Raw genomic sequence first — 25994 nt, 5'->3', positions numbered from 1 at the left:
CGTGCACCGCCATCCTTGTCCAGTTCCATCGTCAACATCCTCAATGTGAAGACGTCGACCTTCCTTCATCAAGGATCCATTCGCAAGAACGGGGACGCTCGGACATTTACAGATGGTGGACGTGCATGTACCCACCGCCGACGGCAGAGAACTCGTGCTGTCGCGCTACACCCAGCCCGAGGCCGAGCACCGCATGCTGCTGGACCTGCTGCGACTGAAGCTGCCCGATCAACCTCCACCGAAGATCACCACCAGGCAACGTCACATCACCGCCGAACCGATGCCAATGTAGTGGAGACCTGTGCGGGTCGTGCTCAATCAAATCAAGCACTTAGCCCGCTTTACATCAGCCAGTTGAGAAAGATGGGCTAAGGCACGTGCAAATCCGTCGCCGCCGCCACCAGCCGAGATCCCCCCGGAGCCGGCGTCCTCGCAGCTCGTCACCGGCCCGGTCAAGGGCAAGCGGCTGCGCATCGAGCGCGGCTACGCGCGCTGAACGCCGGCGCGGGTGCGCCGCGGGGCGCTGGCCGGGCCCGTCCACGCCGGCCGTGGCGGGTCGTGCCTATGTGCTGTCGCCCGCAAGGAGCAGGCATGAACCAGAAGACATTCGCGACCGAGCCAGTCGCCTCAAGCACACGGGTCAGTGCGACGCGCGTGCGTGCTGCGGGCAGGGGCCGCAGCAGCACGACAATGGCCGCCGCGCCGCCCGCCGCCGCGCTGTCAGTGCACAACCATCCCTTGGTGCGTCGGCACTACCGGGTGGCCACATCCGCGATCGAGGCGTTTGTCGATCTGGTCGAACACTGCGTGCGGGTGCTCATCCCCGGCGCTCTCATTCACGCCCGCCCGCGCATGGGCAAGACGCACGCGATCGACTACGTGGCGCTGCACCTGGCCAGGCAGCGTCCCGACATCCTGGTGCTTCGCATGTCCTGCGAGCACCATCGCAGCGACTTCGAGGGGCCGTTCTTCAGCACCCTGCTGGGTGCCGCCGGCGTGAGAGAGCCGCAGGGCAGGACAATTGCGGAGAAGCGCTTCGCCTTGATCCGACGGCTGAGCGAGCAGTTGCAGATGCGCTCGGGCCACATCGTCGTGCTGTTGTGCGACGAGGCGCAGCGAATGTCCAGGCACGCGCTGGAATGGCTGCGCGATGTTCACGATCAACTCGCTCATCACGGGTTTCGGCTGATCACCTTTCTGGTGGGGCAACCCCACTTGATGGAACAGAAGGCGCAGTACCAGCTCGCAGGTGATGAACAGATCGTCGCGCGATTCATGATCGAGCATCTTCACTTCCGCGGAATCACCGATGCGACGCAGGCGGCCACGTGCCTGGCCAGCTACGACCTGAGCCGATATCCCGAGCAGACGGGCGACACGTTCACCGCGTTCTTCTATCCCCTAGCGTATGGCGCAGGCCTGAGACTGGAGCATTCTGCAGGCGCGCTGTGGAACGGGTTTGTCCAGGCGCACTCGGCGGCGCAGTTGCACGGCACGACCGAGATTCCCATGGACTACTTCACGCGCGCGGTGGAGTCAATGCTGATCAATGGTGTGCAGTGGGACGCGACAGCCCTGGAGCTTGGACCGGCGCACTGGGAGCGCGCCGTGCGGGAATCCGGCTACGTGGCGGCGCAGCAGACCGTGCGGATGCAGGTGTAGCTGTGGTGCTCCCGATCCTGGTGATGGCGTCGGTGACGCCCGAGGCGGTGCGCACCTACCTGCACAGGCAGGCGCAATGGGATCGATCTGGTCCCGCTCGAACCCGGGGCAGCGCGGCGGGGGACGCGCAGACCGTGCGCGTGGCCTCGAAGATGGGCGAACGCGACAAGCTGATCCAACGATGGCGCCGCGTATCGCGGCCGCCAACGCGACCGACCGGCGGCAAGTGGCGGTCTGCGCCAGTGGCGCAGGCAACTGCCCTCCCCGCCGCTAGACCCCCGCCGTTCGAATCGCACGAATTGCTTCGCGAGTGCGAGCGGCTCATGCGGCTGTTGCTGCGCAGGTCATGGGCGCGCCTGTCGAACATGCATCGTCTGGCGATCAAGAGGGCGACACGTGGGTTCGATCTGCGCACAGCGACCATTTTCGTGACGCCAGAGGACGCTGACGCCGCGGCGTGGTTGCTTGCGGCGATGCATTGGTGGGGCTGCCGACATCCGGGCGCCCTCGATCAAAAGCCGTTGCATCCGCCGACTGGCATCGTGCGGTGGTTGGCAGGGTTCGACCTCAGCCAGCAAGTCGATCGTCCGCGCGAGGTCATATCTTTACTACTCAAAAGACATATGTTTACTACACTTCACGGCAGCGAGCAGGAGAATTGCCGTACCGATGACCCATGTGGTCCTTTTCATTGGCGCGTACCTTTCCATGCGGAGAACAGAAGCACGGCAACGATGCAGAAAGCCACAAGCGATAACAGGGGAATCGGAATGAATCCCGCAACGGTCAGTTGACCTTCCGTGCACGAAGGGCCTTGGCCGCACGGCACCATTCCCTTGGGCACTGCGCCCCAGTAAAGCAAGCAGTGATAGACGGCAACGAGGCCGCCCGGCACCGCCAGCGCAAGCCCGTAGCGGGCACTGCGGAAGTCACCCCACACGAGGCCCAGCCCCAGCACGATCACCAGCGGGAACATCGCGATACGCTGGTACCAGCACAACACGCAAGGTTGCAGTCCCATGACCTCGCCCAGAAAGAGGGCGCCCAGCGTCGAAACGAAGGCGGCCACCCAGGCAAGGAAGAGGGCCAGCCAGCGCGGGTCGTCCACAAGCGCGGTCGTTGTCGTCATCGCGCGGGAGCGTAACCCGGCTGGCATCGGCGCGGCCCCTGAGACCCTGGACTACGGAGGGAAAGCGCTCCCGGGTTCGGCCTCATTGACGAAGGCGTTTGAGCTTCGGGATGGCTGACGCCCAGTCCGAGTTGCGCACACTCACTGACATATCCCTCCTCCCCTGTGGGTCACCGCCGCAGCTTGACCTTGCCATAGTGGCAAGGTTGATACTGGCCCCGTTTCCAGACGAATCTGGCCAATACTTGCATGGTTTCCTTGCAAGCACCGCTACGACGAATACCATACCGACATGTCGCTGTTTCGCGCTTTGCTTCTTTGGGCAGTCATGCTCTCCGTACCCTTTCAGGGGTACGCGGCTGCGTCCATGCTGTATTGCGCCACCACGGACACTCCGCTGAGCGAATCGTTGGCGGTCGCGTCTGCGGCATCGCATGGTCACGACGATCACTCGTCGGCGGCGCCGAAGGCGAGCGCTAGTCATGACCACCATGAGCATGACGCCGGCGACGACGGCAGTGCGCACAAGTGCGGCACATGCGGCGCTTGCCATACGGTTGCGTTGACCAGCGCCATCCCTGCCGTCCCGTATGGCGTCCTGCCACCCGCGGATCTCGCAGAGCCCATCATCGCCGTGGCCGAACTGGCGCCACGCGTTCTCGACAAACCTCCTCGCGCCTGACGCGTTCGTGCGCCCGTGACCTCGTCACGGGATCTGCCGCGGGCGCCTTCATGTCCCTGCTCGTCACGCCCGCTCGCGGGTGGGCTGTGACGCATTCCGTTCATGACTTTGCGAGGATTCCATGTTCCATTCATTGCCGGCCGGTTGGCTGGCTGCACCGCTTGCCGCGCTGGCGATGGGAGCGGCGGCGCAACCAGCGCCTGACGCGGCCGCTACGGCGCCAGCCGACTCTGCTCGCGCATCGCTGCCATACGTCTCTGCCTTCGAGGGCTACCAGTTGTTCAAGGACGAGCAGCCCATTCCATGGCGAGAGGCCAACGATACGGTCTATCGCCGGGGCGGTTGGCGCGCGTATGCCGCCGAGTCGTCCGGAGAGAAGGCGTCGGCAGGCGAACCGCAGTCCGACCACTCCGGCATGGGTCACGCGATGCCCATGCCGACAAGCAAGGAGCGGCCATGAAGCGCGCCATGCGCCTTTCGACCGCAGCGCTCGGCATAGCCGTCCTCACGGGGTGCGCAACGGTCAGCATCGATGACGCCTTGCAGGAGACGAACACCAACGCCCGGCAGTTCACCCAAGGCAAGCTGGAGATCAGTCGCACGCAGGAGCAGCGCGACCGCCGCCTTGAGCTGACGCAGGAGCTGCTGGCGAAGCCACTGTCGCAAGACGACGCAGTGCAAGTGGCACTTGCCAACAGCCCGGCTGTGCAGGCGCTGCTGGCCCAGAGTTGGGCCGACATTGCGCGGGCCAATCAGACCGGCCGCCTCCCGAACCCGATCTTCAAATTCGAGCGCATGCGGCTGGGCAGCGAACTGGAAATCGGACGCCTTTTGTCCGTCGGTCTGCTGGATCTCATCCTGTTGCCACGTCGCCTCGCGATCTCGAAGAGCCAGACGGACCAGGCGAAGGTCCAACTCACCAGCACGGTCGTCGACCAGGTGACGCAAGTCAGGCAAGCCTGGGTCAGGGCGGTTGCCTCGCAGCAGTCATTGCAGTATGCGAGGCAAGTCAATGAGTCAGCGCAAGCCAGTGCGGAACTGGCGCGACGCATGCAACTCATCGGCAACTTCAGCAAGCTGCAGCGCGCTCGCCAGCAGGTCTTCTATGCCGATGCGACGACGCAGCTTGCTTCCTCGCAGCATGCGGTCACGTCCACGCGCGAAGAGTTGGTCCGGGCGTTGGGCCTCGACGACGCGCAAGCTGCGAAGCTCGTGCTGCCGGATCGGCTGCCTGATCTCCCCAAGGCCCCGCGCGATCCTGCCCAGGTTGCCGCCACCGCGACCGAGCAACGCCTCGACGTGCAACAGGCCAGGGCCCAACTCGACGTTGCAGGCAAGTCGCAGGGCATCAATCTCCTGACGACCTTCACGGACATCGAAGTGGGCGGCCGAAGGGACACCGTGTTCGACAACGCCAGCGGCACGAAGAGCACGCGGCGGGGATACGAAGTCGACATCCGGCTTCCGCTGTTCGACTGGGGCACGGCGCAACGCGACGCGATGAATGCACAAGCGATTGCCGCGGCGAACCGCTACGACGCCACGACGCGAGGCGCCTCTTCGCAACTGCGCGAGAGCTACTCGGCGTATCGCACGGCCTACGACATCGCACGGCACTACCGCGATGAAGTGGTTCCGCTGCGCCAGGCGATGGCCGACGAAAACGTCCTTCGATACAACGGCATGCTGATCGGCGTCTTCGAACTCCTGGCCGACGCACGCGACCAGGTGGCCAGCGTGAGCAACGCAATCAATGCCCAGCAGCAGTTCTGGCTGGCAGACGCGACGCTGGCTGCGGCTGTCATCGGCAAGCCGACCACGGCACCCGCCTCGATGGCGGCATCCAGCACCGACGCAGCGACCTCCGCCGCGCATTGAAAAGCCCAGTCTACAGAACAACGAAATGACCAACAGACGCAACTTCCTGAGCGGCGCGGGCGCCATCACCGGCGCCATCGCCGCCGCGACCGTGAGCAAGGTGGCCATGGCCGCGCTGCCCGAGCCCATGCTCCAGACCCGGCCCGACACGATGGCCCCGCTGATGCCAGCCAACGGCCGTCCCTACAACCCGGTCGTCACGCTCAACGGCTGGACCCTGCCCTGGCGCATGAACAACGGCGTGAAGGAATTCCACCTCGTGGCGGAGCCGGTCGTGCGCGAAATGGCGCCCGGCTTCAAGGCCCACCTGTGGGGCTACAACGGGCAGTCGCCCGGGCCGACCATCGAGGTGGTCGAAGGCGATCGCGTGCGCATCTTCGTCACCAACAAGCTGCCCGAGCACACCAGCATCCACTGGCACGGCCAGCGTTTGCCCAATGGCATGGACGGCGTGAGCGGTCTTACGCAAGCGCCGATCCAACCGGGCAAGACATTCGTCTACGAGTTCGTGGCACGCCGCCCCGGCACCTTCATGTACCACCCGCACGCCGACGAGATGACGCAGATGGCGATGGGAATGATGGGCTCCTGGGTCACCCACCCGAAGGGCGAGCACCCGCTAATCGACAAGGTCGACCGCGACTTCGTCTTCCTGCTCAATGCCTACGACATCGAGCCGGGCAGCGCCACTCCCAAGATCATGACGATGCTGGACTTCAACCTGTGGTCGTGGAACAGCCGCGTGTTTCCTGGCATCGACTCGCTCAACGTGCGGCACAACGACAAGGTGCGCATCCGCGTCGGCAACCTGACGATGACCAATCATCCGATGCACCTGCACGGACACGAGTTCATTGTCACCGGTACGGACGGCGGCCCGACGCCGCGCGGCGCGCGATGGCCGGAGGTCACCACCGACGTGGCGGTCGGCCAGATGCGGCAGTTCGAGTTCCTCGCCGACGAAGAAGGGGACTGGGCTTTTCACTGCCACAAGAGCCACCACACGATGAACGCGATGGGCCACGACGTGCCCACCATGATCGGCGTCGACCACAAGGACGTCGCAAAGAAGATCACGCGCCTCATTCCCGACTACATGGTCATGGGCGAACGCGGCATGGCCGACATGGGCGAGATGGAGATGCCCATCCCCGACAACACCGCGCGAATGATGTCGGGCAAAGGCCCATTCGGCTCGGTCGAGATGGGTGGCATGTTCAGCGTCGTCAAGGTTCGCAAAGGCCAGAAGGCCGGCGACTACAGCAACCCGGGATGGTTCAAGCATCCCAAGGGCACGGTGGCGTACGAATTTGCGGGCGATGCGCCAGACGCACCGCGAGCCCACGGCGCGGGCGCGGCAGCACTGCCCGCTGAGAACATGCCTGCGCAAAACATCGAAGTGCAGGTCCGAAAGCCAACAGGCCCCTCCGGCCACTGATTCTTTTCAACCTCAACCAAAGGAATACATCCATGACCTCCATTCGTTCCAGCGCATTGCTTGCACTGGCGCTACTTGCGAGCAGCAGCGCTTTCGCCACCGGCGACCACGCAGGCGGCCATGGCCACGAGGCCGATGCCAACATCGGCAAACCGGGCGTTGCCACCAAGGCAACGCGCACCGTCAACGTCGACATGAGCGACACGATGCGCTTCACACCAGCTGACATCAGCGTCAAGCAGAACGAGACGGTTCGCTTCCTCATCAGGAACTCGGGCGCGCTGAAGCATGAACTGGTGCTGGGCACCGAGAAGGAGCTCAAGGAGCACTACGAGGTCATGAAGAAGAACCCTGAGATGGAACACGCCGATCCGAACATGGTGACGCTTGCGCCAGGCAAGAGCGGCGAGATCGTGTGGCAGTTCACCAAGGCCGGCAAGGTCGACTTCGCATGCCTCCAACCCGGTCACTACGACGCAGGGATGAAAGGCGCTGTGAACGTCACGAAGGCCGTCGCCAAGTGACGCAGCAAGCGAGCTCGCTCTCAAGCAAATTCACGATTACCCACAAGGACAACCCCATGCTCAACACCCGCATCGCCATCACCCCGGTCATCGCCGCGTTCGTCTTCGCGATCGGTAGCGCTGCCCATGCCCAATCCACTACCGTTCCACCGGCGCCGACGGCAAGCGCCTCGGCTGATCTGTCCGAAGGCGAGATACGCAAGGTCGACAAGGAAGGCAAGAAGCTGACGATCAAGCACGGCCCACTCAAGAGCCTCGACATGCCTGGCATGACCATGGTGTTCAGCGTGAGCGACGAGGCCGTGCTCGACAAGCTTCAGGTTGGAGAGAAGGTCCGGTTCAGGGCCGAGAAGCTCAACGATGCGATCACCGTGACCCGTATCGAAGCGGCTCGGTAATCGCTCCTTCGACGACAACCAGACAGGTGCAACGATGACCCTGCTCAGCTTTGCTCGACATCTTCGCGAGGTGATGAACGGCCCGCTGGTTCGTCCAGCGCTCATCTATCTGAAGCAAAAGGAATTCTTCACACCCGTTGCCGCGGCCAACTGCTTCGGGGTGTTCGACTCCTTCGACGCGGCGCGTGCATGGCTTCCGCCGAACGAGGAGTTCGACCACTCGTCGCTTGCAAAGGAATACGTCGAGGACCGCACTCAACATGTGTTCGCCTATGACTACCCGGTGATGTGGTGGCTCGAACGCGCCTTCAATGATGGCGCCACGAGCGTGTTCGACATCGGCGGCTCCGTTGGTGTTCACTACTACGCTTACCGACACTATTTCAAGATGCCTGCCGACCTCCGGTGGGTGGTCGCCGAAGTGCCGGCGATAGTGGCGATCGGCCGCGATCTCGCGCAGAAGAACCAGGTCACGGCCTTGCAATTCACGGAGAACCTCGAGGGCGGAACAGACGCCTCCGTGTGGCTCTCGGCAGGCGCGTTCCACTACCTGGATGTACGGTTCGACCAACTGCTCCTCAAGTCCTCCGCCCAGCCACGACATATCCTGCTGAACAAGCTCCCGCTCTACGACGGCGAGGACTTCGTCACGACGCAGAATCTCGGGGACGGTTGCTTCGCGCCAACGCACGTCTACAACCGGGCGCGCTTCATCAGGGAGATCGAGGCGCTCGGCTACACGTGCGTGGACGCATGGAAAGTTCTCGAACGCTCCTTGCACATCCCAGGCCATGAGGAGCGATCGATCGCGGCCTTCACCGGCCTTTACTTCTCCCGTTCGTCGTCGCCCGCCACGGGCGACGCAGGCGAAGTCGGCTAGCCGACCCAAGTCCCGCCAACCAAAGAAGCCTCATGAACTACTCACAGACCGTGAACAAGATCGAGCTTGCTCGATAGGCAACATCGTCCTGTGCGCTCAACCCGCACGCCCACCGAGGGCGGCACTGTCGGACGCAGAACGTCCGTTTCGCCGGCTCCGGCGATTTCCCGAAGGAGAAAACTGTGTCACATGAAACTCACACGGCATGCATCGAGGCATGCAATGCCTGCGTCATCGCCTGCAATCACTTGTGCTGCGGCCTGCCTGAAAGAGGACGACGTGAAGATGATGGCTCGCTGCATAGCGCTGGACATGGACTGTGCGGCAATGTGCCAGTTGGCCGCCGCCGCCATGGCGCGCGGCAGCGAGCATGTGAATGCCATTTGCAGCTTGTGCGCCGACCTCTGCGAGGCCTGCGGCGACGAATGTGCGAAGCACAAGGCGGCGCACTGCCAAAGCTGCGCAACCGCGTGCCGGGCTTGCGCCACCGCATGCCTCGAGATGGCGTAAGCCCGAGAACTCAAGCCAGGCTCCCCTCACCTAAACCAAGGAAGACATATGACCTCCTCACGAAGCAAATCTATCGGTGCGATCGGCTTGGGGTGATCTCGGTTTTCGTGCATTTTGTGGCGCTTGGCAAAGGCCGCCTGCCCGAGAGGCGCAGAATGCCGGTCCGGCGCTGCTGGCCACACTGGCGCCCAACAAGAGATGCCAAAGGGCCTCGTGTCCAGTTATCACCTGCGTTTCGTCGGCGCCGATCACTTGCCCCGGACACTCTCCGAGTTCGACGTTGTCCGGTTCTTTACCCTCGGACCAGGTGACGCCCAGGCCATCAAGGAACGCTTCCGGGCGGACCGGCGCCTCGGCGTTGCGGTGCAGTTCGTGTTTCTGCGTGCCAGCGGACGCCCGCTCGATCGCCTTGCGGTCGTGCCAAAGCCGCTGCTGCAGCACCTGGCCAAGGAACTCGGTGTCACGCAGACCAGCATTGCTTCCCTGCGCTCCATGTATCGGCGCCGGGAAACCCTCTACGATCATCAGCGCTGGGCTCGGGAGCAACTGGGCCTGAGCAGTCTCGGCGACCCGGAGCTTGCCGCGCTGAAGGCTCAGTTGAGAGTGCAAGCCAACGATGCTGCCTCCATTGACGAGCTCGTCAAAGCGGCCGAGCGATGGCTATTTGGACGAAGCACCCTCCTCCCGTCGGACCGAGTGTTGCGCGATGCTGCGCGAAAAGCGTTTGCCGTCGTCGAGCAATCGGCACTGAAAGTCATCGAGGCCGCCGTGTCAGAGTCTGCGCGCACCATCTGCCGCACCATCTTGTTCAAGAACATCGCCGGCACCGAAGGCCAAACTGTTCTGGAGTGGCTGAAGACGCCCGCGGCGCGGCACAGCCCCAGCACATTGACCGAGACCATGGACAAGGTCCGGATCCTCAAACAACTTGGCGCCCATGAGTGGCAGCTCGACGGGATCCCTGCAGCGCGCCAAGGTGCCTATGCTCGGGCCATCGCCAATCGCCCTCCCTCGGAATCGCGGCGTCGCGTTGATCGAACCCAGACGCTGGAGATCATCTGCTTTCTTCGCGTGACTCTGTTGGAAATCAGCGATACGGTCGTCTTGCTGGCTGGGCGCCGGGCCAGTGATCTCGTGCGCCGCGCGGCGGGCAAGACGAACGCCAGGCGTGCGGGTGATGCGTTGGACTACCGCGCCCGCTTTGTGTCTATCAAGGAAACGCTCAGGAACTTCGCGCTCACCCCCGAGCAACGGCTGGCGGCCATCGAACAGATGGTTCCTGAAGACATCGACCCCTCCGCCTACAGCGCTGCAGCGCTGATGCGCCGCTCGTTGACGGACGAGCCCAGCGGCGTCCGTTCGCTTCTTGACGGCCTGCGCGACCTCGACTTCGAGGGAGATGCCGCCGAACCTGCGCTCAGGCAATGGCAGACGTGGCGAGCGCTGCGCGAACGTGGGGTGACATCCCTCCCCGATGCAGAACAGCAGCCAAGCGTGAGCAGCGCATGGAGCGACTTGGTCGCCGATCCCGATCGCCAGCGTGCGTTTCGAGCTTATGAAGCTTGCACGATGACGGCGATGCGAAAGGCGCTGCGTCGCGGCTCCGTGTGGCTCGACCACACGGCGAGTTTCCGCGATCGCGACCGCACGCTGATCCCTGCGGCCGACTGGAAGCTCGATCGTGACCATTACGTCGCGATGTTGGGGCAGCCCTCCGAGGCGGACGCCCTGCTCGACCCATTGCCTGCCAACGTCCGTGCCGGCTTGGCCAGCGTTGCCGATGCGCTGTCGGACGGCAAACTCACCATCGATGCGGGCGGCAGCTTGCATTTGCCGGCCCTTGAAGCACTTGACAACGAGGTCATCCCCAAGCGCACCGGCAGAGCCATCTTCGAGACGATCGGCGAACAGCAGTTGCCGGACATCCTGCTCGAACTCGATGCGAACACAGAATTCAGTGATGCGCTGCTGGGCCACAAGGCTGCGACTTCTGATGAACTGCTGGCGTGCTACGCGGGCTTGCTTGCGCACGGAACTGAGATCGATGCCAAGGGCGTCGCGGCGATGATCCCGACGCTGAGCGCGAGCCAGGTGACCGCCGCGATGAGGTCGCTCGAGGCGCCTGGACGACTGCGACGCGCGAACGATCGCGTCGTTGAGTTCCAGCGCACCTTCCCGCTCTCAACGCTGTGGGGCGAGGGCGACAAGGCGTCGGCCGACATGATGTCGTTGGACGCCTCGCAGCACCTTTGGAATGCACGCGTTGACCCCAGGCGTCGAACCTATGCGGCGGGGCTTTACACCCACGTGCTGGACCGCTACGGCATCGTGTATGACCAGCCAATCGTGCTCAACGAACGACAAGCCGGTGCTGCCATAGCGGGTGTCGAGCACTACAACCGTGAGCAGCAGGAGCGCCTGTCGATGGTCGCTGTTGACACCCACGGCTATACCCACGCCGGGATGGCAGGACCAAAGCTGCTCGGGTTTGACCTGTGCCCTCGCCTGCGCGCGTTGGCCGAACGCAAGCTGTACGTCCCTTCCGGTTGGCGCGCTGGGCGAGACTTCGCGCAGGCGATGGAACCGGTGGTCAGCACCAGCGTCGCGCTCAATGCGATCCGCACAGGTTGGGATGGCATGCTGCGCTTCGCGGCTTCGATCCGCACGGGACGCATCAGCGCCAATATCGGGTTGCGACTTTGGGGAAGCGGGGCCAAGGGTGACAGTGGTCGGCGCGGTGCTGACGAGCTTGGACGACTGTTGAGAACGGTGTTCCTGTGCGACTATTTCACCAACCCGGACTTCCGGCGAGAACTCCATACCTTGCTCAACCGCGGCGAGTCAGTCCACCAACTTCAACGGGCCATCTACTATGGACGACTCGCGCCAGAGCGCGGCAGGCGCCAGGACGAACTCATCGCAATCTCCGGTGCGCACGCCTTGCTCACCAACATCGTGATCGCCTGGAATACCGCGCGCATGCAGACTGTGGTCGAGCGGTGGCGGAAGGCAGGCACGGACGTTCAGGACGAATGGCTGCGCCGGCTTGGACCTGTGCATTTCGAGCACATCAATTTCCGCGGCACGTTGAACTTCGCCGTGCAGCGATATGCGAAGACGCTGATCAGACAAGCTCCAGCTGCTCGGGACGCTGCGCAAGGGTAGCCCGCCGCCTCAGCATCCCGGTGGTGTTCGCGTCCTCAATGGCCTCCGCAGGCATCGCCACAAGATGCACGAAAACCATCGAACCCTCAAACGGGTGGGTTCCGCAACCCGTTGATTTGATTGAGGTTATTCGGGCCAAGCGCCACAAAATGCACGAAAACCGAGATCACCCCTGACAGCGCAACCCCCAGTGGCATGAGGCCGGCAGGACTTGCATGATTCACCCCCATGCCAGCCCTGCACGATCTCAAAGACGAGGACCTTCAAGGTCTCGCACCCGAGGCCGTCACGGCACTTGCTCAGCAGATGCTGCAGCGCATTCGCCAGCAGGCCCATGAGATCCAGTTCAAGGACGCCAAGATCGAGAAGATCATGTTCCAGCTGGCGCAGCTGAAGGCATGGAAGTTCGGCGCGAAGACTGAGGCGATGAACGCCGAGCAACGTCGCTTGTTCGAGGAGACCGTGGCCGAGGACGAGGCCAGTCTGCAGGCGCAGCTCGATCTGCTGCGCGGTGCGACGCCGCCGCCCGAGACCACGGGCGAGAACAACGACAAGCGCAAGCCGCGTCGTCGTCCGCTGCCTGAGCACCTGCGCCGTGTGGACCACCACGAGCCGCTTACGTTGTAGGCCCCAAATAGCAATTTCGCAGCGTTGTCCCCGGAACCAACTCCTGGATCCAACTCCTGGATCCGAGGCACAGCGATGGCACTCCGGCGACAACTATCACCATGTCCATGCGGGAAGCCGATCGACTCAAGACCATTCAAACGGTGGTCGACCGGAGCTGCGGGTCGGCCCGACCGCGAAGCGCCTGGGGCTGAGAGGACGTCAGCTGGAGGGCTACAAGGCGGCTACCGGGCTTGTCCCGTGCAAGCGAGGCTGGCGCAGTGATTGGCACAGGCGCCCCGCGTGCCCGAAACAATATTCATCGACCCGCAACAGCCGGTTCTCTCCGCGCATAGAACTCTGCGACGCTGTCGATTTCCTCCGGCGTCATCGGGCGCACCATGTTGCGCATCTGGCCGAAGCTGTCGTTGCGGCGCGCGCCGGAGGCAAAGGCCCTCATCTCCTTCAACAGGTATTCCTTGGGCATGCCTTCGAGCCAGGGCGCGCCGATCTTGTGGTCGATGCCGCCGTGGCACGAGAGGCAAGGGACGATGTTTCGCATCGGGTCGCCGACCCGGACCAGGACCGGTGCATCCGCTTCGCCGGCCTGCACGATGGCCGCGCGTGCCTTGGGCAGCGAGTCGTAGTAGGCCGCGATGTCGGCGATGTCCTTGTCGGTCAGCTTCTGCGCGAGGTTCTGCATGATGGCGCTGACGCGGTCGCCACGCTTGTAGTCGTGCAACTGCTTGATGACGACTTCGGGGTATTGCCCCGCGAGGTTCGGCGCGTTGGCCTCGCTCATGCCCTGCGCGCCGTGGCACATGCTGCACTGCTGTACTGCGATCGTGGCGCCTCGGCCAACGGCGTCACCCGCGCCCGACTTCGCCATGTCGCGCGTCAGCACGACGTTGGTCGTTCCTGCGCTGGCCTTTGGCGGCGTGGTCGCCGGGCCCCATTGGTTCGGCACGCCCGCCGCCCGGCAGATGCTGTCCCAGATGCCCTTGGCGGAGAAATCGGCATGCTGCGACGGGAGCCAGACAAAGCCCACCAGCACCGTGACCGCGCTGATCGCGACAAGGCTGAGCACGCTGCGGCGAAGCCAGGGGTTGCGCCATGCGTACATGCCGGGTTCCTGCATCACCGTCCCCCGATAGGTATGGCGGGCACGGACGTGCCCTGCAGCGTCGCCAGTTGCATGATCGGGAACCCGTAGTTCACCACGGTGAGCGCGATCATCAGCGAGACCCAGAGGCCGAAGCCGTTGAGTGCAATCGGCGTCGTCGCAGGCATGTGGATGGCCGTGCTGAAGGTGTAGGGCGCCGGCTTGGCTTCCCCCTTGCCCGCGCGCGCCAGGATGTAGACGAAGAGGAAGGCCGAGACCACCAGCATGAAACCGCCGATGGTGCCCGCCACCAGCGTCCAGCCTTGTCCAGCCAATGCCGGGTTCGAGAAGTCGAAGTACGCCATGCGCCGCGGCATGCCGAGCAGGCCGACCCAGTGCCACGGGAAGGTCATCACGATCATGCCGACAAACCACAGCCAGAGCTGGGCCTTCACCAGTGAATCCGGCAGCGCCTTGCAGCCGGTGAGCTGCGGCCACAGGTCATAGGCGATCATGAAATACATGATGACGATGGCACCCGCGAAGATCAGGTGGAAGTGCCCGGTCACCCATTGCGTGTTGTGGATCGTCTCGTTGAGCTGGAAGCTCATGTTGATGAGCCCGCCCGCACCGCCGAAGCCCAGCATGATGAAGGAGAAGGTGACGGCCAGCATCATCGGGTTGCCCCACGGCAGCGCCTTGACCCAACCGAACAGGCCCTTGCCTCCACGCAGTCGTGCCGCGATCTCGACCGATGCGACGATGGTGAACACGGTGAGGAAGGTCGGCACCGCCACCATCGCGGTGAACACCGCGTGCAGGAACTTGAACCCCGCGCCCACTTGCGGATCGGCGAACAGGTGATGGATGCCGATCGGCATCGAGAACACCAGGAACAGCACGAACGCCACGCGCCCCATCGTGTCGCTGTAGAGGCGCCCGCCGATGGCGCGCGGCACGATGGTGTAGAACGCGATGTAGGCCGGCATGAGCCAGAAGTAGACGATGGCGTGCAGCGTCCATGAGAAGAACACGCGCGCCAGGCCGGCGTCGATGGTGTCCTTGAGGCCCAGCGCGGCCGGCAGGATCAGGAACAGGATCTCGATCGCGGCACCCACGGAGGTCCACGCCCACAGGTACGCGCCGGCGACATTGCCGAACATCGCGAGCGGTATCGGCTTGCCGCGATGGTTCGACTTCCATGCCTTCAGGTTGACGGCCATGAGCGCGACCCAGACCCACGAGCCCACCACCACCAGCACCACGCCCAGGTAGTAGAACGGGCTGCCGATCATCGGCGGATAGAAGGTGAACAGCACCGATGCACGGCCCAGCGCCACCGGCGTCGCAGCCATCACGGTGCCGACAATCGCGAGCCAGAAGCCGGCCCAGGCCCAGCGCAGTCCGATCAGCGGCTGCTTCAGCGAGAGTTCGACGATGGCGTAGCCGAAGCCCATCGCCACCAAGGTCGGCAGCACGTAGCCCATCACCGTGCCGTGGCCGGTCACCGAGCGGTAGTAGTACTCCGGATCGCTCACCCAGGCGCTGAGCGGGCTGCGCACATACATCTGCCACTCGCCCAGCACGATGGCCACCGCGAACGCCACGAAGGCGACCCAGAAATGCGCCAGGACGAGCTTTCTAGCGAGGAACACAGCTCATCCTTTCTCCGCCCTTGGCCTTGGCAAGGAACTCATCGGCCGCCATCACCTGCACGCGGCCCCACATCGCTTCGTGCCCGGTGCCGCAATACTCGTGGCAGGGCATGACCCGCTCGCCGACCTTGTCGAAGGTCGCGGTAAAGGTCGCAATGAAGCCCGGCACCAGCATCACGTTGGCATTGGTCCTGTCGACGAGGAAGCCGTGAATCGCATCGGTGCTGGTCGCGCGGAAGGTGACCGGCACGCCGGCCGGCACGACCAGGCATTGCGGCTCGAACGAATACTGCTGCGCGATCAGGCGCACGGTGACCTTGCCGTCGGCACCCACCGCAGTGCCCAGGTTGTTCTCGACGAACTCGCCCTCCACATGCAGCTTGCGCGGATCGATCGTTTCCACACGCGACGGCGGCATCGACGCCCAGTGCACCCCGGTGAAGATGATCATCACGAGCAGCAGGCCGATGATGAGCGCAACGATGATCGCCCAGCGCCGCTCCGCCGCGACGGCGATCGCTTCCGATGCATGGGGAGCGGTGGCGTCCGTCGATGTCACTGGATCGCTCCCCGCGGCAGGTACACGAAGAAGTAGAAGAGGACGAAGATCGCCACGACGATGAACGTGGCGACGCCGGCAACGGCGAACGCGCCCGACGGCCCGCGCCGCAGGATCTCTTCGAGGCGCTCGTCTTCATGCGCAGGATCCGGAGCGCCTACTGCGTTCGAGTCTTTGTCGTGGATCGCCATGTCGCTGGCCTATTCCGGAATGAGCGTTCGAAGTTCGCTGATCTGCGCCGCCGTCACGGGCGTGCCGCTGTTCTCCCACGCCACGCGAACGTAGGTGACCACCGCCGCCACTTCCTCGTCGTTGAGGATGTGGGCGAAGGGCGGCATGCCGTGCGGCTTCGGGTTCTTCATCGTGCCGGGCGCGTAGCCGCCGTTCAGCACCATGCGGATCGAGTTCACCGGCGACGACATCGTGATCGACTGGTTGGCGGCCAGCGGCGGATAGCTCGGCGGGAAGCCCTTGCCCTCGTCGCCGTGGCACATGAAGCATTGCTTTGCGTAGATCTTGCGGCCGAGCTCCATCACGTTCGGGCTGACCAGGCGTGCGCTGCTGGTGGGCGGCGGCTCCGAATCGCGCTGGGGCAGTTCCTTCAGGTAGATCGCCATCGCCTCGACGTCTTCATCGCTGAGGTATTGCAGGCTGTTGTAGACCACCTCGGCCATCGGCCCGTAGACCGTAGCGCGGTGCGACACGCCGATCTGCAGCAAGTCCTTGATGTCCTTGATGCTCCAGTTGCCGAGACCCGCTTCGCGGTTCGACGTGAGCGACGGCGCATACCAATTCTGATTCGGGATCATGCCGCCCTCGAACTCCTGCGAGGTCTTGGAGCCACCGAGCCGGTTGATCGCGGTGTGGCACATCGCGCAGTGGCCAAGCCCTTCGACCAGGTAGGCGCCGCGGTTCCATTGCGCGGACTTGCCCTTGTCGGGGACGAATTCGCCTTGCTTGAAGTACAGGGTGCGCCAGCCGATCAGCAGGTCGCGCTGGTTGAACGGAAATCGCAGTTCGTGCGGCTTGTTCTTCAGGGCCACCGGCGGCACCGACATCAGGTAGGCGTAGATCGCGTCGGAGTCCTCGCGCGTCACCTTGGTGTACGAGGCGAAGGGCATCGCCGGGTACATGAGCGTGCCGTCGCGGGACACGCCGTTGTGCATCATCCGGTAGAAGTCATCCGCGGTCCATTTGCCGATCCCGTTCTCGTCGTCGGGTGTGATGTTGGGCGCGTAGAGGTTGCCGAACGGGGTGGGCATCGGCCGGCCGCCTGCGAACTGCGGCGCGCCGGGGTTGGAATGACAAGCGACGCAATCGCCGGCGCGCGCCAGGTATTCGCCCTTCCTGATCGTCTGCGTCGTCGGGTCCAGGGCCACCGCGCCGGGCACCTTCGGCAGGTAGCCGGGCATGAACAGGACGAAAGCGCCCACGACGGCCACCGCCGCGACCACCGCAGTGACAAGGATGACGCGTGTGGCCTTTCTCATGAGGTCCTCATGGCATTGCCTTCTGGCTGCCGCACGAGATCGGCATGGCCTGCAGGTTGGCCTTCGCAGGCGACGGGTCGGCCGGCGCGTCCTGCGAGGCGAGCCAGGTGGCCACCGCGTGCACATCGGTCTCGGTCAGGCGGTCGGCAATGCGCTTCATGCAGTCGGGCTGCGCCGCCTGCCGGCCGCCGGTGCGCCAGCGCGTGAGCTGCGCCACGATGTACGAGGAGCGCAGCCCCGCCAGTCCCGGAATGCCGGGCTCCATGCCCGTCAAGCCAGCGCCGTGGCACGCGATGCAGGCGGGAAGTTGTTTGGTCGGGTCACCCGCGACGGCCAGCGTCGCGCCGCGCTTCAACACCTCCGGCGCCGCTGTGTTCGCCTTCTTGGGTTCGAAGGCCGGCCGCTGCTTGGCGAAGTATTCCGCGATCTCCTTGAGGTACGCATCCGGCAGGTACGCGACCAGGTAGTTCATTGGCGGGTACTCGCGCTTGCCGTCCCGAAAGGCCACCAACTGGTTGTAGAGATAGGCGGCCGGTTTTCCCGCGATGCGCGGGAAGTACTCGTTGCTGGTGCCTTGACCGCTCTGCCCGTGACAGGTCACGCAGCCCTGCATGCGGGCTTCCATCGAATCGACGGATTTGAATGCGGGGATTGCCGCGTCCTGGGCACTCGCAATACTCACACTCGCGAACATTAATGCCGCACCGATCCACCCGGAAGCCAACTTCCGGCAGACCGAGCTGTGTCCGTGGGCGAGCATTTGGGTACGTCTTTTAGGCGCGAGTCGCACTTAAGTCAATCGCATGTTCGTCCTTGCATCGCCTGCCGCTCGCTCCGTACGCCGTCGCCGATTGCTCATACCGGGGCCAGGCGCCTTGTCATTGCGTCTTCCCCCTCTTGGCGCGCGGCGAGACAGCCGCTAAAGGCTGCGATGGCCGGCGGCACGGCGCCCAACACGCCCGCTCATAAAGCCACTACGTCCCCCTAGTCGCGCGACGATCGCACCTGCGCCGTCGCGTACCACCCAAGAGCTTCCCGAACACATTGTTTGCGCCTGCCGGACAGCGGCGTCGAGCGAATACTCGCCGAGGTGATCACGTGTCCAAGGCGTTCGATGCGAGGTATTCACCCAGGTGTCAGAGAGGCTTGTCCGGCGCTGACGTTCAATGCCCGGCAAATGCAGCGTTTCCATATCGACCGATCGCTATGCTGAATCAGGAACGCAGCGTTCAGTTTGCGCGGGACTTCGCTGCCCGCTCCATTGCCGGTTCGCTGAGAAGAGCATCCGCGACGCCAGGCACGACCTCAATGCTCGGATGGCTTACCCGCTGCTGCCAGGTGACCTGCTGCCACAGCGGCAACACCATCAGCGCAGGACTTGCGTTGGCAAGGTCGGCAAGGCTGTAGCGATCGAGTTCATCCAGGAAAGCCTGCGTCGCACGCGCCAGAACCGCAGCCAACTCGCAACCCCCCGCCAGCACGCAACGGTTGTCCTCCGCGAAACACTCGACTACTGCGAAGTCGCTCTCTAGGTGGCGAACGACGGTGCCGATCTTGAGCTTCGAGGGGTGGATCGAAAGCCGCATACCGCCATTGCGCCCGCGCACGGTATCCACCCAGCCGGACTTGCCCAGCATGTGGGTCACTTTCATCAAGTGGGCATGTGAGATGTCAAAGGCCTTGGAAAGGTCGGCGATGGTGACAAGCGACTCCGTGCGCGTCGCCAGGACCAGAAGAACGCGCAACGAGTAGTCGGTAAACAAGGTAAGGCGCATAACCTGTATTTTATATCTTGCTTTAAGTACCGCACCGATTTAAGATGCATTCGTTGTATATGTTTAACCATGACTCCGCTCCGCACCACGCCCGCCAGCGCACACCCTCCCACCGGACTGCCTGTGCTGCGCCTGGGCTTTCGACCTTTCTACCTGGGCGCTGGTGCAGTTGCTGTGATCTGGATGGGCGTGTGGAGTGCAATGATGACCGGACGCGTCTCCCTGGGAAACGGTATGCCACCGATCCTTTGGCATGCGCATGAAATGCTGTTCGGCTTCGTGACAGCGGTGATCGTCGGATTTCTGCTCACCGCTGGCAAGGTCTGGACTGGGCGTGCGACGCCGCGTGGCGGCGCGTTGGCCATGCTCTGGTTGCTCTGGCTGGCTGGGCGCATTGCGTCGGTGGGAGCGCCGCCGGCGATCTTCGCCGCATGCGACACCGCGTTCCTGCTGACGATTGCAATTCTTTTCGGCGCGCTGATCATCCGCTCGAGGAATTGGCGCAATCTTCCGATCGCCGGTGTTCTCTTTTTGCTTGCAGCGAGCAACTTGGCATTTCACCTGGCGTCGATGAGAGCTCTTCCGATGTCGCCATTGACTGCGCTCCTTGGCGGCTTCTCGCTTGTCGTGGTGCTGACCTCCGTCATTGGCGGACGAGTGATTCCCGCCTTCACACAGAGCGTCTCACCCGGGTGGAAGTCAAGCGAGCCGCGCTGGCTGTCGACAGCGAGCATCGCAACGACCGCCGCGGGTCTTGTGCTCTGGATCTCCGCAGCGCCGGGGCCGCTTTGCGCCATCACACTGGCCATCGCGGCGGTCCTGCAGGCGGCACGTCTGGCGTGCTGGAACAGCCCGGCCGTGCTGCGGCGCCCCATCCTCTGGATCCTTCATCTTTCCTATGCATGGACGCCAATTGGCCTGGCACTGCTGGCCGCCTCAGCAGCCGGCTGGACAGGCACCTCGGCCGGCGTGCATGCGCTGGCCGTCGGATGCATCGGTGGACTTGTCCTGGGGATGATGACTCGGACCGCGCGGGGCCACACGGGACGTCCGCTGCACGCGTCTTCGATCGAAGTCACAAGTTATGTGCTGATTGGCGTCGCCGCCCTCTTCCGAGTCGCGACACCGTTCCTCCCATTGCAGTTTCAAAGCGCTGCGCTGCTGCTGGCAGTGTGCGCCTGGACAGCCGCATTCGCGCTGTATCTCGCACGCTATTCAGTTTGGCTCATGACCGCGCGACTGGACGGCCGTGACGGCTGATGCAGAAGGCGCATCTACACAAAAACTTTCCGTTTGAACGGCCCACAGCCGTTCCTCAAGCGTCGCAAAGCGAAGTTGCACGCGACGACGACATTCCTCCCCTCACTCAAGGATCCAACATGCTCACCACAGGCCAAAAAGCCATCGTTACCGCGACCATCCCGCTGCTCGAACGCGGCGGCGAGGCGCTGACCACACATTTCTATCGCATCCTGCTCGACGAGCATCCCGAGGTTCGGCCCCTCTTCAACCAGGCCAGCCAGGCCAACGGCGAACAGCCACGCGCGCTGGCGAACGGCGTCCTGATGTATGCACGTCACATCGACCGGCTCGAAGCGCTTGGCGATCTGGCGGCGCAGATCGTAAACAAGCACGTCGCATTGCAGATCCAACCCGAGCACTATCCGATCGTTGGTGCCTGCCTGTTGCGCGCGATCAGGGAAGTACTGGGCGCCGAAATCGCCACGGACCCCGTGCTGGAAGCCTGGAGCGCCGCTTACGATCAACTGGCGACGATGCTGATCGGAGCAGAGGCCGCCGTCTATGAACGCAACGCCACGGCGCCAGGTGGCTGGCGTGGCGCGCGCAGCTTCCGCGTGGCGCGCAAGGAAGCGGAGAGCGACGAGATCACCTCGTTCTATCTGGAGCCGACCGACCGGCAACCGATACTGGATTTCCAGCCAGGCCAATACATCAGCCTGCGCCTCGACGTGGACGGCCAAGAGGTGCGGCGCAGCTATTCCCTGTCGGCCGCGCCGAACGGTCGCAGCTACCGCATCAGCGTGAAGCGCGAAGCGGGTGGCGTGGTGTCCAACCACCTTCATGACCACATCCTCGAAGGCAGCATCCTGGAGCTCTTCCCCCCGTCGGGTGCCTTCACGTTGTCGAAGGGCGAGCGGCCATTGGTCTTGATCAGTGGCGGCGTCGGGATCACGCCAACCCTTGCGATGCTGGAAGCGGCGCTGGAGACAGAACGCCCGATCCACTTCGTGCATTGCGCGCGCTCGCGCGACGTGCACGCTTTTCGGGGATCGATAGACGCGCTCACCGAGCGACACCCTCAGTTCGAACGCTTCTACTGCTACGACGAGGCACCGCACGCTGAAGCCGATACCCAACCGCACGCAGTCGGCCGTCTGGATGTGGACTTGCTCGCCCAATGGCTGCCACCTGCCTTGGGTGATGTCCGCGACATCGACGCCTACTTTCTGGGGCCCAAGCCGTTCATGCAACAGGTTAGAAGATCGCTTCTGGCGCTGGGCGTCCCCGAGAAGCAGGTTCGATACGAATTCTTTGGGCCAGCTTCCGCATTGGACTGATCTGGCGGTCATGTATGTCGCTCCGTTGCGGCAACTCAGCGATGACCGCCGAAGTGTGACCGGTCAATGCAATTGCGTCGAGCAGCCGCTTGGGCACATCGCGAGCAGGCGCTCAGACCCAAAGCGCCATGCGGGGTTCTGTCGCAATAAGCTGACGCTGGTACCCTGAAGGCCGGATGATGTCAGGTATGAAACGGTGATTGAAGCGCTGCGCAAGGTGATCAAGCGGATGCACTACCCGCTGGAGGTGATGCTGGTTTGCGTGCGGTGGTATGCAGCCTACCCTTTGAGCTTCCGTCATATCGAGGAGATGATGGCCGAGCGCGGCGTACTCGTCGATCACGCGACGGTTCATCGTTGGTCGATCAAGATCCTTCCCGTGCTGGCCGTAGTGTTTCGCCGACGCAAGCGTCCGGTGGGCACGAGTTGGCGGATGGACAAGACGTACATCAAGGTCTCTGGCCAATGGAAGTATCTGTACCGAGCCGTGGATCGCGACGGCGATACGATCGACTTCCTGCTTCGCGCCAAGAGAGACCACGCTGCCGCACGAAGCTTCTTTGAGCAGGCCATCGGTCTGCACGGCGTGCCCGAGAAGATCACGATTGACGAGAGCGGCGCCAACACGGCCGCCATCCTGAGCATTCGAGCCGACTCCGGGGCGGACATTGAGATGCGCCAGTCGAAATACCTCAACTACATCGTCGAACAAGACCATCGGGCAGTCAAACGCATCGTGCGGCCGATGCTCGGCTTCAAGTCATTCCGATCCGCGCGAGCGATGATCGCCGGCATCGAGACGATGCACATGATCAGGAAGGGGCAAATGGATTGCCTCGAAGACCAAACCTCGTCCGCAGCAGCGAAGTTCTACACGCTGGCTTTCTGAGCCACACGGACAGCGCACCAATGCTCGGGCCGGCATTGCTATTGCGACAGAACCTCACCGGCACGCTGAGCGTCGCGACGGCCGGCCGTGAGGATGTCCGCGCCGTGCTGCTGGCGGCCCTCGGCTGCAACACGGCATGGGGCCTGGTCGATGGCGTCATGTACGTGTTGCGCAACATCGTCGGCCGCGGACGGCAAGCCAGGCTGCGACGCGCCGTGCTCGCCGCGGAGAAAGCGGAGATGGCGCATGGACTGATCGCCAAGGAAATTGGCGAGCTGTCCGGCGCCCTCGGCGCGCCGGAGTTCGAGCGCGCCCGCCAGTGGCTGGTCGCGCGCTCGGCGCAAGGTGCACCCGCCCCGGAACTGAAGCGACGCGACCTGCGCGGCGGGTTCGGCGTGTTCCTGCTGGTCTTCCTGTCGACCTTTCCGCCGGTGCTGCCCTTCCTGGTCTTCACCGATCTGCGTACCGCCATGCGCTTCTCGGGAGCGATCGCCATCGCTATGATGTTCGTGTGCGGCCACGAATGGGGCCGCTATGCCGGCATGATACCCTGGCGCGCGGCCCTGGTGATGGTGTTGCTGGGCGTCACCGTCGAGGCGATCGTCATCGCGCTGGGCGGGTAGCCGACGCCGCCCCGCCCAAGCTGGCCACCTTCACTGGGACCTGCCGCCCTTGATGTTGCCGGCCACTCCGCCGGCAATGGCGCCCACGGCTGCGCCCGTGCAGCCGCTTCCGCCGGAAATGGCTGCAATCCCTGCGCCTGCCGCAGCCGCGATGGCCGAGCCGCTCACGGTGCCCTGCTGCTGCGGGTTCATGTTCGTACATGCCGACAACATCGCTGCCATGACGGACATGATCCATCCGGTGTACCTCATGTCTTGTCTCCTCAAGGATTGCGCTGGATACCGGGCACGATCATCTCGAACCACAGGGTTTAGATGACGGGCCGCTGCAAGCGATCAGGATGCGCGGCGTACCAGCGGTCGAGCGTGTCGCGCACGCTGTCCAGGCTCTGGCCCAGAACGCCTATTGTCTCGTTACCGAGCAAGGACTGGCATACGTTGACGCGAAACTTGAACAGCTCAGCAAGACGCGGCTCGAAGAGGTCATGCTGCGTCGACGCATTGGTTTGCAACGGGACGTCGAGGTCACGCCTATAGCCGAGTGCAAAATCCCGCGCATTGGGCCCGATTCGCCAGCCTGGTGCTCGACGCGGCGTACGAAGCCACTCTGCTCGCGGCGGCGATCAGGCGATCGAACTTGCGTTGACTGAAAGTCAGCTCAATTGAACTATGAAAGCTTGCTCAGGGACGGCCGGGCCGCGTGCAAACGCGGGGGCGCATGATGCGGTGCACGCCGCCTTCGACGCGGCGCGAGTCGATTTCCTGGTCGCCGTGGTGGCGTTCGGCATGGGTAGGCAAGGTCGAGATCAGCAGGGGCTGATCCAGCATCAATCCGTTCATTTCAATTCTTCCAATTCGATTCGTTCAAGGGTTGTCGGGCAATGCGCTCACGCGAGTGCGCTGCCTGTATCGGAGTTCATGGCAGCCTGTTCTTCCTTCAGCGTCTGGCCAACGCGCTGCAGGTCCGGCTCATAGCTGCGGGAGGCGCGCATGAAGGCCCCGCAGGCCAGCAAGGCGAACAGCGGCATGGCCGTCAGTGCCTGCTCCAGCGTCCATGCGTCCGACAGGATGCCGGCGATGAAGGGACCAGCGGCCAGGCCAAACAGGTTCTGGAACAGGGCCAGCACCGAGGCGCCGGTGGCACGGATGCCAGGGTGGATAACGTCAATCACCACGGCCGAGACCGGGCCGACCGTGCAGGTCATCAGGAAGCCGCCGAGCAGGACGAGCATGAACTGCGCTTGCGCCGTCATGGCGATGTCGAAGCGCGGCGCACCGAAGGCAGTCACCAGCACGACCAGCGAGGCGATGCACAGCAGCGCCATGGCCTGCAACTTGGCGCCCGGTCGGCGACGGCCTGCGCGGTCGATCAACGCGCCCCACACCACGCTGCCGACGGCGCCGCTGAGCACCACCATGGCGGCGCTGATGGCCGCGCGGTCCGGCGCCAGGCCATGCACGCGGTTGAGGTAGCTGGGCAGCCAGGCCCAGATGGCCGAGACCACGATCAGTTGCGCCGAGCCGCCGATGCACACCCACAGCATGGTGCGCGAGCGGGTCAGTGCCTGGACGACGGCGCGCACGGCGCTGCCGGTGGAACGGGTGGCGCGGTCAAGCCGCGGCGTGAGGTCCACGGTGCGGTAATCACGCACCTTGGCATAGACCAGCGCGAGCACCAAGCCCGGGACGCCCACCACGCCGAAGGCAGCCTGCCAGCCCCAACGCGCTGCGATCAGCCCGCCGAGCATCACACCCATCACCGAGCCCACCGAGGCGGCAGCAAAGAAGCCCGCCAGCAGCGCGCCACGCATGCGGGCCGGGAAGTGGCTCGCGATCAGTGCCGAGCCCACGGCGCCGTAACCCGCTTCGCCCAGCCCGACCACGGCACGCGCTGCCAACAGTTGGCTGTAGTTGCGCGTGAACATGCAGGAGATCGTGGCAAGGCTCCAGGTCGTGGCCATCACGACGATGCTCTTGACCCGGCTGCCGCGGTCGGCAAAGAGCGCGATTGGCAAGGCCGCCAGTGCCACCGTCACCGACACCACCGACACCAGCGCGCCGAGTTGCTTGTCCGACAGTCCCCACGCCTCCTTGAGGTGCGGGAAAAGCGAGACGATGACCTGACGGTCGATGTAGTCCACCATCATGAGTCCGATGGTCATTGCGAAAGCGAACCAGGCCGAGCGCGGGCCGAACAGATAGTTGTCTTGCGAGCCGGGCTTGGCGCTCGCGTCGAGTGTCATGGTCATGGGGTTGTCTCTCTTGTTGTGGTGGTGGGCGGGTGCCTGGCTCAGGCCGCCTTGCGCAGGAAGCCCTGGTGGGCGCCGTTGCGGTTCGGCGCGAAGCCGTTGGCCAGCAGCGATTCCTCGACGGTGTCGTAGAACACGCCGATCTTGCTGATCTCGCGGGCCTGCTGCGCGGTAGCAATCGGGCGGCCGAACTCGCGCGAG

At 64.0% G+C, this 25994-nt stretch carries 26 protein-coding genes and 3 pseudogenes; 16 read left to right on the top strand and 13 right to left on the bottom strand.

Features of this window, described 5'->3' with window-relative positions:
* Positions 1-106: 106 nt before the first annotated feature.
* Together WKW82_RS37715 and WKW82_RS37710 are read left to right on the top strand one after the other, a co-directional pair.
* Positions 107-292, top strand: a pseudogene (locus WKW82_RS37715) (hypothetical protein); the annotation flags it as partial.
* Between the two features lie 398 nt (positions 293-690).
* Complete coding sequence (locus tag WKW82_RS37710; protein ID WP_340348352.1) at positions 691-1662, top strand: AAA family ATPase; 972 nt, start codon at positions 691-693, stop codon at positions 1660-1662.
* Positions 1663-2350: 688 nt separating this feature from the next.
* Here WKW82_RS37710 and WKW82_RS37705 read toward each other — a convergent pair.
* The gene (locus WKW82_RS37705; protein ID WP_340348351.1) at positions 2351-2770 is read right to left on the bottom strand and encodes a disulfide bond formation protein B; all 420 of its coding nucleotides are present in this window, start codon (positions 2768-2770) and stop codon (positions 2351-2353) included.
* Between the two features lie 313 nt (positions 2771-3083).
* On the opposite strand from WKW82_RS37705, the gene WKW82_RS37700 reads away from it, so the two are divergent.
* The 10 genes and pseudogenes from WKW82_RS37700 (at position 3084) to WKW82_RS37655 (ending at position 12893) form a co-directional block, all read left to right on the top strand.
* Complete coding sequence (locus WKW82_RS37700; RefSeq protein WP_340348350.1) at positions 3084-3473, top strand: hypothetical protein; 390 nt, start codon at positions 3084-3086, stop codon at positions 3471-3473.
* Positions 3474-3594: 121 nt separating this feature from the next.
* Complete coding sequence (locus WKW82_RS37695) at positions 3595-3933, top strand: hypothetical protein (RefSeq protein ID WP_340348349.1); 339 nt, start codon at positions 3595-3597, stop codon at positions 3931-3933.
* Positions 3930-5351, top strand: a complete 1422-nt coding sequence (locus tag WKW82_RS37690) for a TolC family protein (RefSeq protein ID WP_340348348.1) — start codon at positions 3930-3932, stop codon at positions 5349-5351. The genes WKW82_RS37695 and WKW82_RS37690 overlap by 4 nt, the downstream gene beginning before the upstream one ends.
* A gap of 25 nt (positions 5352-5376) precedes the next feature.
* Positions 5377-6789: a multicopper oxidase family protein gene (locus WKW82_RS37685; protein ID WP_340348347.1), complete on the top strand. Its 1413-nt coding sequence runs from the start codon at positions 5377-5379 to the stop codon at positions 6787-6789.
* 32 nt (positions 6790-6821) lie between these two features.
* Positions 6822-7313 carry a cupredoxin domain-containing protein gene (locus WKW82_RS37680; RefSeq protein WP_340348346.1) on the top strand — a complete coding sequence of 164 codons (492 nt, stop codon included), beginning with the start codon at positions 6822-6824 and terminating at the stop codon, positions 7311-7313.
* Positions 7314-7369: 56 nt separating this feature from the next.
* Positions 7370-7711: a copper-binding protein gene (locus WKW82_RS37675; protein WP_422823688.1), complete on the top strand. Its 342-nt coding sequence runs from the start codon at positions 7370-7372 to the stop codon at positions 7709-7711.
* A gap of 34 nt (positions 7712-7745) precedes the next feature.
* Complete coding sequence (locus WKW82_RS37670; protein ID WP_340348344.1) at positions 7746-8591, top strand: methyltransferase, TIGR04325 family; 846 nt, start codon at positions 7746-7748, stop codon at positions 8589-8591.
* A gap of 182 nt (positions 8592-8773) precedes the next feature.
* A pseudogene (locus tag WKW82_RS37665) lies at positions 8774-9101 on the top strand (four-helix bundle copper-binding protein).
* A gap of 213 nt (positions 9102-9314) precedes the next feature.
* A complete protein-coding gene (locus WKW82_RS37660) occupies positions 9315-12266 on the top strand; it encodes a Tn3 family transposase (protein ID WP_340348356.1) in 2952 nt (983 codons plus the stop codon).
* Positions 12267-12494: 228 nt separating this feature from the next.
* Positions 12495-12893: an IS66 family transposase gene (locus WKW82_RS37655; RefSeq protein ID WP_340348343.1), complete on the top strand. Its 399-nt coding sequence runs from the start codon at positions 12495-12497 to the stop codon at positions 12891-12893.
* 298 nt (positions 12894-13191) lie between these two features.
* Here WKW82_RS37655 and WKW82_RS37650 read toward each other — a convergent pair whose 3' ends face one another.
* The 7 genes from WKW82_RS37650 to WKW82_RS37620 form a co-directional block, all read right to left on the bottom strand.
* The gene (locus WKW82_RS37650; RefSeq protein WP_422823687.1) at positions 13192-14010 is read right to left on the bottom strand and encodes a c-type cytochrome; all 819 of its coding nucleotides are present in this window, start codon (positions 14008-14010) and stop codon (positions 13192-13194) included.
* A complete protein-coding gene (locus WKW82_RS37645) occupies positions 14010-15629 on the bottom strand; it encodes a cbb3-type cytochrome c oxidase subunit I (protein ID WP_340348341.1) in 1620 nt (539 codons plus the stop codon). The genes WKW82_RS37650 and WKW82_RS37645 overlap by 1 nt, the downstream gene beginning before the upstream one ends.
* The gene (locus WKW82_RS37640; RefSeq protein ID WP_340348340.1) at positions 15616-16188 is read right to left on the bottom strand and encodes a cupredoxin domain-containing protein; all 573 of its coding nucleotides are present in this window, start codon (positions 16186-16188) and stop codon (positions 15616-15618) included. Before WKW82_RS37640 ends, WKW82_RS37645 begins: the two co-directional genes overlap by 14 nt.
* Positions 16185-16379: a hypothetical protein gene (locus tag WKW82_RS37635; RefSeq protein WP_340348339.1), complete on the bottom strand. Its 195-nt coding sequence runs from the start codon at positions 16377-16379 to the stop codon at positions 16185-16187. The genes WKW82_RS37640 and WKW82_RS37635 overlap by 4 nt, the downstream gene beginning before the upstream one ends.
* Before the next feature lie 9 nt (positions 16380-16388).
* Positions 16389-17678 carry a c-type cytochrome gene (locus tag WKW82_RS37630; RefSeq protein WP_422823684.1) on the bottom strand — a complete coding sequence of 430 codons (1290 nt, stop codon included), beginning with the start codon at positions 17676-17678 and terminating at the stop codon, positions 16389-16391.
* 7 nt (positions 17679-17685) lie between these two features.
* Entirely contained in the window at positions 17686-18372 is a 687-nt protein-coding gene (locus WKW82_RS37625) for a c-type cytochrome (protein ID WP_340348354.1), read from the bottom strand.
* 535 nt (positions 18373-18907) lie between these two features.
* On the bottom strand, positions 18908-19441 hold the full coding sequence (locus WKW82_RS37620) for an RrF2 family transcriptional regulator (protein WP_340348338.1): 534 nt from the start codon (positions 19439-19441) through the stop codon (positions 18908-18910).
* A gap of 81 nt (positions 19442-19522) precedes the next feature.
* On the opposite strand from WKW82_RS37620, the gene WKW82_RS37615 reads away from it, so the two are divergent.
* The 4 genes from WKW82_RS37615 to WKW82_RS37600 all read left to right on the top strand — a co-directional run bounded on the left by WKW82_RS37615 (position 19523) and on the right by WKW82_RS37600 (position 23544).
* The gene (locus WKW82_RS37615) at positions 19523-20713 is read left to right on the top strand and encodes an NnrS family protein (protein WP_340348337.1); all 1191 of its coding nucleotides are present in this window, start codon (positions 19523-19525) and stop codon (positions 20711-20713) included.
* A 119-nt stretch (positions 20714-20832) separates the two neighbouring features.
* Complete coding sequence (hmpA, locus tag WKW82_RS37610; RefSeq protein ID WP_340348336.1) at positions 20833-22032, top strand: NO-inducible flavohemoprotein; 1200 nt, start codon at positions 20833-20835, stop codon at positions 22030-22032.
* A gap of 229 nt (positions 22033-22261) precedes the next feature.
* Positions 22262-22921, top strand: coding sequence for an IS6 family transposase (locus WKW82_RS37605; RefSeq protein WP_340348353.1), 660 nt, complete (start codon positions 22262-22264; stop codon positions 22919-22921).
* Between the two features lie 20 nt (positions 22922-22941).
* The gene (locus tag WKW82_RS37600; protein ID WP_340348335.1) at positions 22942-23544 is read left to right on the top strand and encodes a VIT1/CCC1 transporter family protein; all 603 of its coding nucleotides are present in this window, start codon (positions 22942-22944) and stop codon (positions 23542-23544) included.
* Between the two features lie 30 nt (positions 23545-23574).
* Here the strand turns inward: WKW82_RS37600 and WKW82_RS37595 are convergent, their stop codons facing one another.
* The 5 genes and pseudogenes from WKW82_RS37595 to WKW82_RS37575 form a co-directional block, all read right to left on the bottom strand.
* Positions 23575-23796 (bottom strand): hypothetical protein, encoded by a 222-nt coding sequence (locus tag WKW82_RS37595; protein WP_340348334.1) that lies wholly within the window; start codon positions 23794-23796, stop codon positions 23575-23577.
* A 59-nt stretch (positions 23797-23855) separates the two neighbouring features.
* The gene (locus tag WKW82_RS37590; protein ID WP_340348358.1) at positions 23856-24056 is read right to left on the bottom strand and encodes a hypothetical protein; all 201 of its coding nucleotides are present in this window, start codon (positions 24054-24056) and stop codon (positions 23856-23858) included.
* Between the two features lie 169 nt (positions 24057-24225).
* Positions 24226-24384 (bottom strand): hypothetical protein, encoded by a 159-nt coding sequence (locus WKW82_RS37585; RefSeq protein WP_340348357.1) that lies wholly within the window; start codon positions 24382-24384, stop codon positions 24226-24228.
* 47 nt (positions 24385-24431) lie between these two features.
* The gene (locus WKW82_RS37580) at positions 24432-25793 is read right to left on the bottom strand and encodes an MFS transporter (protein ID WP_340348333.1); all 1362 of its coding nucleotides are present in this window, start codon (positions 25791-25793) and stop codon (positions 24432-24434) included.
* A 41-nt stretch (positions 25794-25834) separates the two neighbouring features.
* Positions 25835-25994, bottom strand: a pseudogene (locus WKW82_RS37575) (3-keto-5-aminohexanoate cleavage protein); the annotation flags it as partial.

The sequence above is a fragment of the Variovorax rhizosphaerae genome, assembly GCF_037889975.1.
In the GTDB taxonomy this organism is placed as follows: Bacteria; Pseudomonadota; Gammaproteobacteria; order Burkholderiales; family Burkholderiaceae_C; genus Variovorax; species Variovorax rhizosphaerae.
The sequence above is the reverse complement of the archived record's forward strand: the minus strand, read 5'-3'. Positions and strand labels throughout refer to the sequence as shown.

Excerpts from the sequence above, each read along its gene's own strand:
- WKW82_RS37650 (WP_422823687.1), bottom strand. The coding sequence starts at position 14,010 with ATGCAGGAACCCGGCATGTACGCATGGCGCAACCCCTGGCTTCGCCGC.
- WKW82_RS37635 (WP_340348339.1), bottom strand. The coding sequence starts at position 16,379 with ATGGCGATCCACGACAAAGACTCGAACGCAGTAGGCGCTCCGGATCCT.
- WKW82_RS37710 (WP_340348352.1), top strand. The coding sequence starts at position 691 with ATGGCCGCCGCGCCGCCCGCCGCCGCGCTGTCAGTGCACAACCATCCC.
- WKW82_RS37670 (WP_340348344.1), top strand. The coding sequence starts at position 7,746 with ATGACCCTGCTCAGCTTTGCTCGACATCTTCGCGAGGTGATGAACGGC.
- WKW82_RS37630 (WP_422823684.1), bottom strand. The coding sequence starts at position 17,678 with ATGAGAAAGGCCACACGCGTCATCCTTGTCACTGCGGTGGTCGCGGCG.
- hmpA (WP_340348336.1), top strand. The coding sequence starts at position 20,833 with ATGCTCACCACAGGCCAAAAAGCCATCGTTACCGCGACCATCCCGCTG.
- WKW82_RS37615 (WP_340348337.1), top strand. The coding sequence starts at position 19,523 with ATGACTCCGCTCCGCACCACGCCCGCCAGCGCACACCCTCCCACCGGA.
- WKW82_RS37595 (WP_340348334.1), bottom strand. The coding sequence starts at position 23,796 with ATGAGGTACACCGGATGGATCATGTCCGTCATGGCAGCGATGTTGTCG.
- WKW82_RS37690 (WP_340348348.1), top strand. The coding sequence starts at position 3,930 with ATGAAGCGCGCCATGCGCCTTTCGACCGCAGCGCTCGGCATAGCCGTC.
- WKW82_RS37585 (WP_340348357.1), bottom strand. The coding sequence starts at position 24,384 with ATGAACGGATTGATGCTGGATCAGCCCCTGCTGATCTCGACCTTGCCT.
- WKW82_RS37580 (WP_340348333.1), bottom strand. The coding sequence starts at position 25,793 with ATGACCATGACACTCGACGCGAGCGCCAAGCCCGGCTCGCAAGACAAC.
- WKW82_RS37600 (WP_340348335.1), top strand. The coding sequence starts at position 22,942 with ATGCTCGGGCCGGCATTGCTATTGCGACAGAACCTCACCGGCACGCTG.
- WKW82_RS37605 (WP_340348353.1), top strand. The coding sequence starts at position 22,262 with ATGCACTACCCGCTGGAGGTGATGCTGGTTTGCGTGCGGTGGTATGCA.
- WKW82_RS37655 (WP_340348343.1), top strand. The coding sequence starts at position 12,495 with ATGCCAGCCCTGCACGATCTCAAAGACGAGGACCTTCAAGGTCTCGCA.
- WKW82_RS37680 (WP_340348346.1), top strand. The coding sequence starts at position 6,822 with ATGACCTCCATTCGTTCCAGCGCATTGCTTGCACTGGCGCTACTTGCG.
- WKW82_RS37700 (WP_340348350.1), top strand. The coding sequence starts at position 3,084 with ATGTCGCTGTTTCGCGCTTTGCTTCTTTGGGCAGTCATGCTCTCCGTA.
- WKW82_RS37675 (WP_422823688.1), top strand. The coding sequence starts at position 7,370 with ATGCTCAACACCCGCATCGCCATCACCCCGGTCATCGCCGCGTTCGTC.
- WKW82_RS37695 (WP_340348349.1), top strand. The coding sequence starts at position 3,595 with ATGTTCCATTCATTGCCGGCCGGTTGGCTGGCTGCACCGCTTGCCGCG.
- WKW82_RS37685 (WP_340348347.1), top strand. The coding sequence starts at position 5,377 with ATGACCAACAGACGCAACTTCCTGAGCGGCGCGGGCGCCATCACCGGC.
- WKW82_RS37625 (WP_340348354.1), bottom strand. The coding sequence starts at position 18,372 with ATGTTCGCGAGTGTGAGTATTGCGAGTGCCCAGGACGCGGCAATCCCC.